Here is a 13118-nt window from a genome sequence, read left to right on the forward strand (position 1 = left end):
GCAGAAAGCTCGGCTGATCCCGGCTGACACCGGTCTTGAAGGTACGATTCGTCATGCCGAATCGTACCTTCCTTCGCTATAAGAATCTTGCCCAGTCTCTTCGCTCTACCCAGCCTACGGGCTAGCCCGATCGAAGCTGCGGACAGCGCGAAGCTAGATACCAAAGCCAGTATCGGCTACCGCCGCGCGGCGAGCACGTTCGAAGGAGCCGCTTGCAACGCTGCGCGCCTCTCGACGAGGGCATGATTGAACAGTTCGAGCACCAAGCCAAAGGCTGCCAGTTCCTCCTCCTCGATGGCACCGTCGTCGTAGCAGCCGAGCGTTTCCTCAATGAGGGCGTCGACCTCCTGCTGCATGGCCAGCAGTTCGTGGTCGAATTCCGCGGTGCGCACCTTGGAAACCATGGCCAGAATTCTGTGGCGATGGCTGGTATTCTCGTCCCTTTCGTCCCGATTTAGATACTGACGCAGCCAAGCGCCGGCCGAACCAATGCCGGAGAGAAGCAGGAGCGCAAACCAGAAGTAGTCGCCGTATCTGTCGAGGAAGGTGCGTTCAGTCCCGTCGATGACGGCCGCCGCTCCCCGATGTACCGGCAGCTCGCCTTCTTTCTCCGTGTCCGGCTTGGTGATTTGCGCAGCGCCAGGCACTTGCCTGGCAATCGCCTGCCGGAGGGCGAATTGCTGGCGGTAAAACGCCGCAACTGTCGTTTCGGACAAGGCTTTCCGTGCGACGATCAAATGACTGACACTGACCGTCTCCACCTTGTCATCCGGCCAGGCTGGATTCGCATTGAAAATGCTTGGTGGAATTTCCTCCGATTCATAACGCGGATGCTTCAAGGCGATGGCTTCCGCTGCGTCGATCGCGAGAAATTTCGGCTCGCCACGCGCCCGGGCGGTCGCGGCGATAGCGTCGGCGGTTATCTTGCTGTCGAGCGGACCGACCGCCATGAATGCGTCGAGGCTCGGGTCACGCGCCATTTCCTCGATTTGACCCGTGCCGAACTGCGTAACCGCGACCTTGTCCGCCTCCACGCCGGCGGCGCTCAGGATGACCCTCAGCAACGCGGCGTTCGCCGGGGTCCCGCCGATCACTCCCACCCTGCGCCCTGCGAGATCGGCGACCTCCTTGATTTTCGGCCCCGGCTTTCGCTTGGCTCCCTTGGAGCCCTTGCCCGCAGGTCCCGAAGAAGCCCACAGCACGACGAAATTCTTGCGCAAGATGACGACTGTTTGCGCGTCCGCCGGCATCTCCAGATCGCCACGACCGACGGCAAGGTCGGCCTTGCCGGCGCCGAGCAGAGCGAGAGCTTCGGCCGCCCCGGCAGTCGCGATCGGAGACAGTTTCACGGTCCTGCTTTCATTGGCAAAGGCCTCGGTCATCGCCTCAATCACTTTGTGATCGTTGCTTCCCGGCGGTCCGACGGCAATGCGGAGAGTGATCGGCCGCAGCGCATAATACAATGTGCCCGCAGCGGCTCCGAAAATAAGAAATCCAATGGCCAAAATCAGCAGCAGGGTCTTGCCCCTTCTCCGACCTCGGCGGGCTGCGTCAGTACGTTTCATCGGGGCATCAGACGAGGACATTTGCCGCTGCCGGTCGGAGGTCAAAATCGCTGCCTGCTTTGGCAGGATATCATGTTCTTCTGGATGACGGTGCACCACCTTGATCCACCCCATCAAATAGATCACCATCGCGCCTCTAACCGCTCTCGGCAGGAGGAGCGAGGAACGCCAATGAACGCACCCCCCGGCGTCGACTTGGTCGAACGTGCCCGCGCACTCGCGCCGCTGATTGCGGGCGAGGCTGACGAGATCGAGCGGATGCGGCGGCTGACGCCGGACGTCGTCAACGCGCTGATCGAGAACGGACTCTATCGCGCGCTGCTGCCGCAGAGTCTTGGTGGCGCGGAAGCCTCGCCGGAAGCGTTCATGCAGATGCTGGAGGAGATCGCGAAGGCGGACGCCTCCACAGCCTGGTGCCTCGGCCAGTGCAGCGTCTGCGCGATGATCGCGGCCTCGCTTGATCACGACACCGCGCGGGAGATCTTCAATACGGCGCCCGGCATCCTTGCCTGGGGCGCGGTGGCGCATGAGGCGCGCGCGGTCGAGGGCGGCTATCGCGCCACGGCGCGCTGGGATTTTGCCTCGGGCTCGCGGCAGGCGAGCTGGCTGGGAGCGCATGTGCGCATCATCGGCGCCGACGGCACGCCGCGAAAAAATGCCGACGGCTCACCGGAGCTGCGCACCATTTTGTTTCCTGTTGCGAGCGCCGTACTGCACGACGTCTGGCAGGCGATCGGGCTTGCCGGCACCGGCACGGACTCATATGAGGTGAGCGACCTCTTCGTGCCCGAGCGCTTCACGGCGTTCCGCGACGTGCCGTCGGCGCTGCACGAGAAAGGCCCGCTTTACAGGATCGGCACCGGCTCGACCTTCAGCCTCGGCTTTGCCGCGGTGTCGCTCGGCATCGCGCGCGCCACGCTGGACGCCGCGATCGCGTTGGCGCGCAGCAAGCACCAGTCGCTCGCGGCCAGCACGATGCGCGACAACCAGGCTGTCCAGGGATTGATCGGCCGCACCGAGGGCGACCTGCGCGCCGCCCGCGCCTATCTCTATGCAACCGCAAACGCGATGTGGCGCGACCTCAGCACGACCGGCGAATTCAGTCCAGCGCATCGGAGCGCAGTTCGCCTCGCCGCGACCTGGACCATCCATCAATCGGCCAATGTGGTCGACGCTGCCTATCACATGGCCGGCGCCACGGCCGTGTTCCGCAGCAACCCGTTCGAGCGGCGCTTTCGCGATATGCACGCCATCACCCAGCAGATCCAGGCGCGCGACACGCATTACGAGGATGTGGGCAAGATGATTTTGTGGGGCGCGGGGCCCGCGTGATGCTCGACGAGGGCGGATTTCCTTCACCTCTCCCCAGCGGGAGAGGTGAAGGGAGCGCCGCGCCGAGCGTCCGCGCACCACGTTTGGTGCAACCAAAGCATCGACGGCCCTCTGCGTTTGCATATGCGATCGCCCTGTCGGGAGCGACGAGCATCACGCCACCAGCGCGGCATCCTCATCGTCGGCGTCGATTCCGCGTTGCGCGGCGAGCAGGCTGATGATCTCCGCATTCGGCCGGGCCTTGCTGAACAGAAAGCCCTGGCCTTCGTCGCAGCCTTCGGCCCGCAGGCAGCTCAGCTCGGCTTCGGTCTCGACGCCCTCGGCGGTGATGGTGACCCCTAAGCCCTTGCCGAGGCTGACGATGGAACGGATGATCGCCTGGGCCTCGCGGTTGGCCCCGAGGTCGCGCACGAAGGACTGGTCGATCTTGATCTTGTCGAACGGGAAGCTGCGCAAATAGCTGAGGCTGGAATAGCCGGTGCCGAAATCGTCCATGGAGATGCGCACGCCGAGCGCGCGCAGCGCATGCAACGTCGCCAGCACCTGGGCGCTCTTCTCCAAGAGCAGCGTCTCGGTGATCTCGAGCTCGAGCCGCCGCGGCGGCAGGCCGGAATGCTTCAGCGCGTCGGTGACGATCGAGAGCAGATTGCCGCTGCGGAACTGAAGCGGCGACAGGTTCACGGCGACGCGAACGTCGTCGGGCCAGGTCGCGGCATCGAGGCAGGCCCGGCGCAGCATCAAGCCGCCGAGCGGATTGATCAGGCCGGTTTCCTCGGCGACCGGAATGAACTCGGCCGGCGAGACCATGCCGCGCTCGGCATGCGGCCAGCGCACCAGTGCCTCGAAGCCGGTGATGCGCCCGCTCTGGAGGTCGATCAACGGCTGGTAGTACGGGCGCAGCCCGTCGTTCTGGATCGCGTCGCGCAGCTCGACTTCGATCTTGCGGCGGCTCTGCGCTTTGGCGTCGAGCGCGGCCTCGAAGAACGCAAACGTGCCGCGGGCGTCCAGCTTGGCGCGCGACAGCGCCATGCCGGCGCTCTTGAGCAGCTTTTCGGAATCGTCGCCGTCGCCGGGCGCCATCGCGATGCCGATGGAGGCGCCGATCACCACGGAATGCCCATCGAGCAGATAGGGATCGGCGATGGCTTCCAAGAGACGCTTGGCCAGCATCACCGCATCCTCGGGACGCGCCAGCCCGCTCTGCACGATCGCGAACTCGTCGGAATTGAGCCGGGCCAGCGCGTCTTCCTCGCGCAAGGTGGAGCGCAGCCGCTTGGCGACGCCGCGCAGGAGCTTGTCGCCGATCGCGTGTCCCAACGTGTCGTTGACTGCCTTGAAATTGTCGAGCCCCAGCATCAGCAGCGCGACCTTGTCGGTGCTGCGCCGCGTATGCAGCAACATCTCGTCCACCTGCTGGCGCAGCAGGCTGCGGTTGGGCAGCCCGGTCAGCCCGTCATGCTGGGCCATGAAGGCGAGCCGCGCCTCGGCGCGCTTGCGTTCGGTGATGTCCATCAGCGCGACCAGCACCGCGGGCCGCTCGGCATAGGTCAGTTCGCGCGAATAGATCGCAAGGTCGATCAGCGCGCCGTCGGCCTTGACGTGCTTCCAGGTGCGCCCGGCCTGCTCCTCGCCGGTCGGATCGGCAGTCCAGGGCGGCTCGCTGTCGAAGGCCTGAATGGAGCGGATCGTCAGCTTCTCGAACTCGGGGCGGCTATAGCCGTAATGCGCAATCGCGGCATCGTTGACGCCGAGGATGCGCTCGTCGTCGAGCGCACAGACGATCATGGGGACGGGATTGCCGTCGAACAGCAGGCGGAACGAGGCCTCGCGCTGCTTCAATTCGGTGATGTCGACGCGCAGGCCGACCACGCCGCCGTCCTCAGTCAGCCGCTCGTCGATCAGGATGACGCGGCCGTCCGCGAGCTTCTGCTCGTGGCGCGCGCCGGGCTGATAGAGCTTTTGCAGCCGCTCGGCGATCCACTCGTCCTCGTGGCCGGCCGCCTCGGGATAGTCGCCGCGGGCGACGCCGATGCGCAGCGTGTCTTCGAGGCGCGCGCCTTCTGCGAACAGATCCGCCGTCTTGCTGTAGATCTCGGCGTATTTCCTGTTCCAGAGCACATAGCGGCCTTCGGCATCGAGAAACACGATGCCCTGCGGCAGCATATCGATGGCCTGGCGCAGACGCTCATGGGATTTACGCGCCTCGGCGATTGCAGCTTCCGCCTCGGCGCGGCTGCGCAGCAGCGCGTCGCGTTCGGCAGGCGGATGCGGCGCGCGCGCAAAGCGCGGCTTGCGCGGCTGTCGGCCGGTCCTGGCAAGCACGCTTTGCTTTCGTTTCTTTGTTCTTCGAGACCCCAAACTCAACTCACTACGTCCCAGTCGCGCCCAGCGGCTGCAAGTCTTGGAGCAAGTGTCTGAAGGAAAAGTAATCTTCGGTGGCTTGACGGTTGGATGCACGGCCTGGCGGCAGCGAGAAAGCAGCCCCTCTTGCCCGTTTGCGAGGCGCGGCAGCGCCGGCAGGCGCGCCAAGCCCATCGCATCGTCGTTATCGGAGAGCGTGATGGCGCAAAATTGCGCGCTGCCTTGAACAATTTCCGGGATCGCGCGCGATTGCATGCCGGGGGGAGTGAGTCCGCGTCCCCACGCACGAATTTTGGTCAATGCATGAGAGGGTTATCGCGCCGTTAAAAATCGACCGGCCCCGCGCAAGGAACTGCGAGTTTTGGACGATCTTTCAGCCGAAGGGCTGTTTCTTATCCCTGAGGCGGCGTTTGGGCTATAAAGACGCAGCATGAGTTCCCGCCGCATCATTCCTCTCCTGCTTTTCATGACAGTCCTGACCGCCGGCGCCGCGCTGGGCCAGGACAAGGGTAGCGTCAATCCGAAAGCGCTGCCGCCGCTCGCCAACCCGAACGATCCCAAGATCGGCGCCAAGGAGCTGTTCGCGCGAAAACTGTTGCCGTCGAGGGGGCCGGCACATGTCATCGGCTCCTACGTCAAGGGCTGTATCGGCGGCGCCATGCCGATGCCGCTCAACGGCGACAATTGGCAGGTGATGCGGCTGTCGCGCAACCGCAGCTATGGTCATCCCGAGATGATCGCGCTGATCAAGCGACTCGCGGCCAGGGCGCGCAAGGACGCCGGCTGGCCCGGCATCCTGGTCGGCGACATCGCTCAGCCGCGCGGGGGCCCTGCGCTGTCCGGCCACGCCAGCCATCAGATCGGTCTCGATGCCGACATCTGGCTGACGCCGATGCCGGACCATCGCCTCTCCCGCGAAGAGCGCGAGGACATGTCGGCGGTGATGATGGTGCGCCAGGACCGGCTCGACATCGATCCGAAGGTGTTCACATCAGGCCATGTGCTGGTGCTGCGCGATGCCGCGCAGGAGCCGGCGGTGCAGCGCATCTTCGTCAATGCCGCGATCAAGAAGGCGCTGTGCCGCGAAGCCAGGGACGACCGCTCCTGGCTGTCGAAGATCCGGCCGTGGTGGGGCCACGACTATCATTTCCACATCCGCATGCGCTGCCCGCCGGGCGCCGGCGAATGCGAGAGCCAGCCGTCGCAATCCGAGGACGAAGGCTGCAAGGACTCCGATCTCGCTTATTGGTTTTCGGACGCAGTGCTGCACCCGAAGCCGCCGCCGGAGCCGCCAAAGCCGAAACCGCCAATGACGCTGGCGCAGATGCCGGCGGCCTGCAAGGCGGTGCTGAACGCGAAGGATGCGAAGCCGTAACGCACGTGTGTGCACATTGCGTGCCCCCACCACTGAAGTCCCGGACAAGCGTCAGCGCAGATCCGGGACCATACCCCCAGGGAGACGTCGCGGCACGAGCTAGTAACTCCGAGTCTTCGCCAAACACACGCTTGTCCGGGATGACGAGCGGAGAGAGATCGTGCTGTTGGCTTATCCGGGATGACGAACCAGGTGATTGGCCGGCACCAGGCTCATGCGCCGCCCTTTGACCTGAGGCCCCGGCCTGCTATCTTCGCGCGTCGCGATATCCCTGCCGGCCGTAAGCCGCTGCCGGGCCCCGTGGAACAGCGCTTCCGCCCGTCGCACCTGACCCACCCAACGCCAGATTTGCGCGTGCACCAGCGCGCGCTGGGCTCGCACGGAGCGCACCCCATGTTTCGTATTGCCGGGCTTTTCACCGCCTTCGTGATCCTCGCGGCGCTCTCGCCTGCGGCCGCCGAGGACAAGACCATCACCGTGTTCGCCGCCGCCTCGATGAAGAACGCGCTCGACGAGGTCGATGCCGCCTACACCGCCAAGACCGGCATCAAGTTCAGCGTCAGCTATGCCGCGAGTTCGGTGCTGGCCAGGCAGATCGAGCAGGGCGCGCCGGCCGACGTGTTCGTCTCGGCCGACACCGACTGGATGGACTATGCGATCTCCAAGAAGACCATCAACGAGCCGACCCGCGTCAATTTGCTCGGCAACAGCATCGTGCTGATCGCGCCGAAGGACTCCAAGATTGACAACGTCACCATCGCGCAGGGCTTCGATCTCGCAAAGCTCGCCGGCGACGGCAGGATCGCGACCGGCGACGTCAGGTCGGTGCCGGCAGGAAAATATGCCAAGGCGGCGCTGGAGAAGCTGGGGGCCTGGCAGGCGGCCGAGCCGAAATTAGCGATGGCCGAGAGCGTGCGCGCCGCGCTGACGCTGGTCGCCCGCGGCGAGGCCAATTTCGGCATCGTCTATTCCACCGACGCCAAGGTCGAGCCCGGCGTGAAGATCGTCGGCACCTTCCCAGCGGATTCGCATCCTGCGATCATCTATCCGGTCGCGGCGACCACCGCGGCGAAGCCGGAGACCAATGGCTATCTCGCTTTCCTGCGCACGACCGCCGCCAAGACCATTTTGGAAAAATACGGCTTCAGATTCCTGATCAGCCCAACCACTTGATGCTTGCCCCTTGATGCTCGACATTTCTCCCGCCGAGTGGACGGCGATCCTGCTCTCGCTCAGGGTCGCCGTCATGGCCACGCTGGTCGCAACGCCGTTCGGCATTGCGCTGGCATGGCTGCTCGCCCGCAAGGATTTTTGGGGCAAGCCGGTGCTCGACGCGCTGGTGCATCTGCCGCTGGTGCTGCCGCCGGTCGTCACCGGCTATCTCCTGCTCCTCACCTTCGGCCGACGCGGCCTCGTCGGCAGCTTCCTTGCCGATCATCTCGGCATCGTCTTTGCTTTTCGCTGGACCGGCGCTGCGCTCGCCTGTGGCCTGATGTCGTTCCCACTCCTGGTGCGCCCGATCCGGCTGTCGATCGAGGCGATCGACCGCCGGCTCGAGCAGGCCGCCGAAACGCTCGGCGCCGCCCCCTGGAAGGTGTTCTTCACGGTGACGCTGCCGCTGGCGCTACCGGGCGTGCTCGCCGGCATGGTGCTCGGCTTTGCCAAGGCGATCGGCGAGTTCGGCGCAACCATCACCTTCGTCTCCAATATTCCCGGCGAGACGCAGACGATTTCCTCCGCGATCTATTCGCTGATCCAGACGCCCGACGGTGATGCGGCTGCGGGACGACTCGTGATCGTCTCGATCGTGCTCGCGCTCGGCGCGTTGATTGCTGCAGAATGGTTCGCCCGCCGCGCCATCGCGCGATTGCACGGGAACTGATCATGCTGCAGGTCGATGTCGAAAAGCAGCTCGGCGAATTCTCGCTTTCCGCATCCTTCACCAGCGAAGGCCGCGTCATCGGCCTGTTCGGCGCGTCGGGCGCCGGCAAGAGCTCGCTGGTCAACATGATCGCAGGCCTGCTGCGGCCCGACCGCGGCACCATCGTGATCGACGGCGAGACCGTCGACGACACGACGGCCGGCATTCATGTCCCGACCTGGCGCCGCCGCATCGGCTATGTGTTCCAGGACGCGCGGCTGTTTCCGCATCTCAGTGTCGCGCAGAATCTCGACTACGGCCGGCGGATGAACCGCCTCGCTGCCGATCCTGCCCAGCACAAGCGCATCATCGACCTGCTCGACATCGGCGCCCTGCAGGGCCGCCGCCCCGGAAAGCTCTCCGGCGGCGAACGCCAGCGCGTCGCGCTCGGCCGCGCGCTGTTGTCGAGGCCGCGCCTGCTGCTGCTTGACGAGCCGCTCGGCGCGCTCGACGAGGGCCGCAAGCTCGAGATCCTGCCCTATCTGGTGCGGCTGCGCGACGAAGCCAATGTCCCCATGGTCTATGTCAGCCACGACGTCGCCGAGCTGCGCCAGCTCGCGACGCAAATCGTGATGCTGAAGCAGGGCCGCGTGACGTCGTTCGGCGGGGTGAAGGTATTGGCGTAGCGCGGCGATCGCGCGACACTGGATGGAGTGATGCCGGCGAAGACGTGATCCTCGCCGGATATTGCTGTTGGCGAACCGCCGCTACCAGCCGCGATCGACGTTGCGCACCTCGCCGGTTCGGGCATCCACGTCGACCTCCATCCAGCGGCCGGCGCGGTCGCGGCCTTCGATCTGCCATTCGTCGCCTAGGAACTCGGTATGCGAAATGGTCATGACGCCGATGCCGGTCGCGACGTCAAGCGCGGCCTGCATCGAGATCTGATCGCCCGTGTCATAGGCCATCGCCGGCGCCGCCGAGCCGAGACCGATTGCGACGATGGCCGCCAAGATGAGCTTTCGCATGGACTGCTCCTGTCAATTGCGTTGACCGTTACGCGGCTAAGAACGAGCGACGTCGCGGAGCGTTCCGGGTGCGGAGGTCACGAAGCCGCGCAAATCTTCGGCGGTTGCGGCGATTTGGTGGCGGTTCCCCGGCGCCCGGTTGGGGCGATATTCCGCTTCAACAACCTCTATACCGGGAGGATAGAGAGACTAAACCCCCGCCACCGAGGTCCACACATCCGCAAGCTTGCGCCGCAGCGCCTGTGCGCGTGTCAACGGTTCGGGCGTTTCGTCGTCTTCCGGCAGGCGCAGGCCGACGACGTTGACGCGGCCGCCGGAGATGCTGCGGGCGACGAGCACGATCGTGTCGAGCGCGAGCTCGGCACCCTCTTTTGGCGCGCGGTCGAGATGGACGTCGAAATAGTCGGCCAGGGTCAGCTTGCCCTCGTCCTCACTGACCTTCACGCCGTAGATCTCGGCAAGTTCGGCGAGCGTGTGCTCGGCCGAGACCATGAAGTCGCCGAGCAGATGCGGATCGGGCGTCGAGCTCGGCTGCATGTCCACGAAGAAGCGGTCGAGCGATTCGGCCTTCTCCGGCGGGGCCAGCAGATAGATGTAGTCGCCTGGCGCGACCGGGTCGGCTTCCGTCGGGGTCAGGATGTTCTCGTTGCGGATCACCAGCGTCGGCTTGGACCATGACGGAATCAGACCGCGGCGGAAATACAGGCTCTTGGGCCGCACCGGATAGCCGACGAGTTGCTGCTCGAGCTGGCCGGGCAGATCCAGCTCGACCCGGCGCGGACCACGCTCGGCCCGCGGCAGCGCGACATGCAGCTTGCGCGCGGCCGGCGCCAGCGTCCAGCCTTGCAGCAGCAGCGAGATGATGACGACGACGAAGGCGACGTCGAAATAGAGATAGGCCTTGGACAGGCCCACCAGCATCGGGATCGACGCCAGGAAGATCGCGACCGCGCCGCGCAGGCCGGTCCAGGCGATGAAGATCTTCTCGCGCCAGTTGAAGCGAAACGGCGCCAGGCACACGAACACCGCAATCGGTCGCGCCACCAGCATCAGCACGAAGGCGATACCGACCGCAGGCAGCACGCTGGCGCCAAGCCGGCTCGGCGAGACCAGCAGGCCCAGCAGCACGAACATCACGATCTGCGCCAGCCAGGTCGCGGCGTCCAGGAACGCCACCACCGAATTATGCGCGCGCGTCGGGCGGTTACCGATGATGATGCCGGCGAGATAGACCGCGAGGAATCCTGAAGCGTGCATGATCTGCGAGCCGCCGAAGATCACGAGCGCGCCCGTGGTCACGAACGGCGCATGCAGGCCCTGCGGCAGCGCAACCTGATTGAGCGCGACGACGACGAGACGTCCGCCGAAGAAGCCGACGACGGCGCCCAGCACCGCCTCCAGCAAGAACTCCATCACCACATGCGCGGCCGTGCCCGTTCCGAGCGAGATGTATTCGACCAGCATCAAGGTGAGGAAGATCGCGAAGGGATCATTGGTGCCGGATTCCACTTCCAGCGTCGCGCCGACGCGCGGGCGCAGGCGCAGGCCCTGGGTATGCACCAGCAGGAACACGGCAGCGGCATCAGTCGAGGCCACCACGGCACCGACCAGCAGCGACTCCGTCCAGTTGAGATCGAGCGCGTATTTGGCGAACGGCGCCGTGATCAATGCGGTCAGAAGCACGCCGACGGTCGCGAGCACGACGGAGGGCGCGAGCACGGTGCGGATGCTGGCAAAGCGCGTCTTCAAGCCGCCGTCGAACAGGATCAGGGCAAGCGCCACCGAGCCGACCAGATAGGTGGTGCGGACGTCGTCGAACTGAAGCTGCCCGGGGCCGGAATCGCCCGCGAGCATGCCGATGGCAAGGAAGACGAGCAGCAAGGGCGCGCCGAAGCGCAGTGCAAGCAGGCTCGACAGGATGCCGGCCAACACCAGGACGGCGCCGAGCAATATGGCGAGGCTGACAGAGTCGAGGGAAGCCATCCACCTTCCGGGTACGAATTCGCTGGAATGGCATCCTTATCGTCGGCACACTCCCGCGCCAACCCATTTTCTCCCGCTCGCGGCAATCTACCCGTATTTTGCGACTTTAACTCGCATCACATGCCGGTGTATCGATGGCCGGGCTGCTCCCTTTGTGGGATTCTGCGGCTCCCTCGAATCAAATCCTCCCCACCGCTTCCTGACGAGACTTCCCCGATGGACCTCAAAGACTTCATGGAGTTCGTGCAGACCACCGCACGCAGCGTCGGGGCGGAAATCTCCTCACCCTGGTTCTACCTGCAATTCGGCCTCATCCTGGCCGCGGCCGGCATCGCCTATGCCGCGGAAGCCGGGGTTCGCCACCGCGTCGACATGACATCGCTGGCGCTGCACTGGCCGCTGCCGCTCCGGCACTTCGCCCGCGTCATGGTGAGCAGCGCCTCGACGGCGGCGTTCACCCTGCTGGTCATCATCTCCCGCGTGGTGATGTATCACGCGACCTGGCCGAGCCGCAGCTATCTCTTGATGGTCGCCGCCAAGCTGGGCCTGGCCTGGCTCGCGATCCGGCTCCTGACCTCGATGCTGCGCAACGCCTTCATCGTCAAGCTGGTGTCGATCACGGCCTGGTTCGTCGCCGCGCTGTCCATCATCGGACAGCTCGATACCACGGTGGACCTGCTCGATTCCTTTGCGATCGTGCTCGGCGGCTTGCGGCTGACGCCGCTCTTGGCGATCAAGGCCGGCGCGCTGCTGATCATCGCGCTGTGGCTCACCAACATCGCGAGCAATTTCGCCGAGAGCCGGATCAACTCGACCGCCGATTTGACGCCGTCGGTGCAGGTGCTGCTGGTCAAGATCATCCGCATCGGACTTCTGGCCATCGCAATTGTCATTGCGCTCGGCGCGGTCGGCATCGACCTCTCGGCACTCGCGGTGTTCTCCGGCGCGGTCGGCGTCGGCATCGGTATCGGTCTGCAGAAGATCGTTGCCAACTTCATCTCGGGGATCATCCTGCTTGCCGACAAGTCGGTGAAGCCCGGCGATCTCGTCACCATCGGCGACAATACCGGCCGGATCAGCGCGATGAAGACGCGCTATATTTCCGTCGCCGCCGGCGACGGCCGCGAATTCCTGGTGCCGAACGAGGATCTGGTGACGCAGAAGGTCGTCAACTGGACCTATACCGACAAGAACACGCTGGTGAAGATCGCCTTCGGCACCAATTACGACGCCGACCCCAGGCTGGTCTGCAAGCTAGCCGCCGAGACCGCGGCCGCCCATCCTCGCGCGCAGAAGGGCAAGCCGCCGAACAGCATTTTGACGGAGTTCGCGGAAGCCGGGATGAAGTTCTCGCTGACCTTCTGGATCGCGGACCCCGACGGCATGGATGGCGTCAAGAGCGACGTGATGCTGGCGCTGTGGGAGGCCTTCAAGCGCGAGGGCATCCGGGTTCCCTATCCTGTCCGCGAAATCCGCATCCGCGGCGGCGCCCTGCCGGTGGAAACCACCGTAGAAGTCCCGAATTAGGCCGCCTTTCGGGCGCAAGAGGCACGCCTTGCTTGCATGAGGGCCCGCGATCATTAGATTAGGGCCTGAAATCAAGCCTTTCCCGA

General features: G+C 65.1%; 10 protein-coding genes. 6 read left to right on the forward strand and 4 right to left on the reverse strand.

Annotation, left to right across the window (positions count from 1 at the left end):
- Positions 1-176 precede the first annotated feature (176 nt).
- Positions 177-1586: a TAXI family TRAP transporter solute-binding subunit gene (locus tag IVA80_RS18505; RefSeq protein WP_247433334.1), complete on the reverse strand. Its 1410-nt coding sequence runs from the start codon at positions 1584-1586 to the stop codon at positions 177-179.
- 150 nt (positions 1587-1736) lie between these two features.
- Here IVA80_RS18505 and IVA80_RS18510 point away from each other — a divergent pair, with 150 nt between their 5' ends.
- Complete coding sequence (locus IVA80_RS18510; RefSeq protein ID WP_247433199.1) at positions 1737-2897, forward strand: acyl-CoA dehydrogenase family protein; 1161 nt, start codon at positions 1737-1739, stop codon at positions 2895-2897.
- 153 nt (positions 2898-3050) lie between these two features.
- Here IVA80_RS18510 and IVA80_RS18515 read toward each other — a convergent pair whose 3' ends face one another.
- On the reverse strand, positions 3051-5219 hold the full coding sequence (locus tag IVA80_RS18515) for an EAL domain-containing protein (protein WP_247433202.1): 2169 nt from the start codon (positions 5217-5219) through the stop codon (positions 3051-3053).
- Positions 5220-5688: 469 nt separating this feature from the next.
- On the opposite strand from IVA80_RS18515, the gene mepA reads away from it, so the two are divergent.
- The 4 genes from mepA (at position 5689) to modC (ending at position 9180) form a co-directional block, all read left to right on the forward strand.
- Positions 5689-6633: a penicillin-insensitive murein endopeptidase gene (gene mepA / locus IVA80_RS18520; protein ID WP_247433205.1), complete on the forward strand. Its 945-nt coding sequence runs from the start codon at positions 5689-5691 to the stop codon at positions 6631-6633.
- A gap of 393 nt (positions 6634-7026) precedes the next feature.
- Entirely contained in the window at positions 7027-7806 is a 780-nt protein-coding gene (modA, locus tag IVA80_RS18525) for a molybdate ABC transporter substrate-binding protein (RefSeq protein ID WP_247433209.1), read from the forward strand.
- 13 nt (positions 7807-7819) lie between these two features.
- On the forward strand, positions 7820-8515 hold the full coding sequence (modB, locus tag IVA80_RS18530) for a molybdate ABC transporter permease subunit (protein ID WP_247433214.1): 696 nt from the start codon (positions 7820-7822) through the stop codon (positions 8513-8515).
- Positions 8516-8517: 2 nt separating this feature from the next.
- Complete coding sequence (gene modC, locus IVA80_RS18535; protein WP_247433218.1) at positions 8518-9180, forward strand: molybdenum ABC transporter ATP-binding protein; 663 nt, start codon at positions 8518-8520, stop codon at positions 9178-9180.
- Positions 9181-9261: 81 nt separating this feature from the next.
- On the opposite strand, the gene IVA80_RS18540 is transcribed toward modC, so the two are convergent.
- Positions 9262-9522: a PepSY domain-containing protein gene (locus IVA80_RS18540; protein WP_247433221.1), complete on the reverse strand. Its 261-nt coding sequence runs from the start codon at positions 9520-9522 to the stop codon at positions 9262-9264.
- Between the two features lie 189 nt (positions 9523-9711).
- On the reverse strand, positions 9712-11505 hold the full coding sequence (locus IVA80_RS18545; protein ID WP_247433224.1) for a potassium/proton antiporter: 1794 nt from the start codon (positions 11503-11505) through the stop codon (positions 9712-9714).
- Positions 11506-11721: 216 nt separating this feature from the next.
- Between IVA80_RS18545 and IVA80_RS18550 the strand changes: the two genes are divergently transcribed.
- Positions 11722-13032, forward strand: a complete 1311-nt coding sequence (locus tag IVA80_RS18550) for a mechanosensitive ion channel domain-containing protein (RefSeq protein ID WP_247433227.1) — start codon at positions 11722-11724, stop codon at positions 13030-13032.
- The last annotated feature ends 86 nt before the right edge of the window (positions 13033-13118 follow it).

It is taken from the genome of Bradyrhizobium sp. 139, assembly GCF_023074175.1.
GTDB lineage: Bacteria > Pseudomonadota > Alphaproteobacteria > Rhizobiales > Xanthobacteraceae > Bradyrhizobium.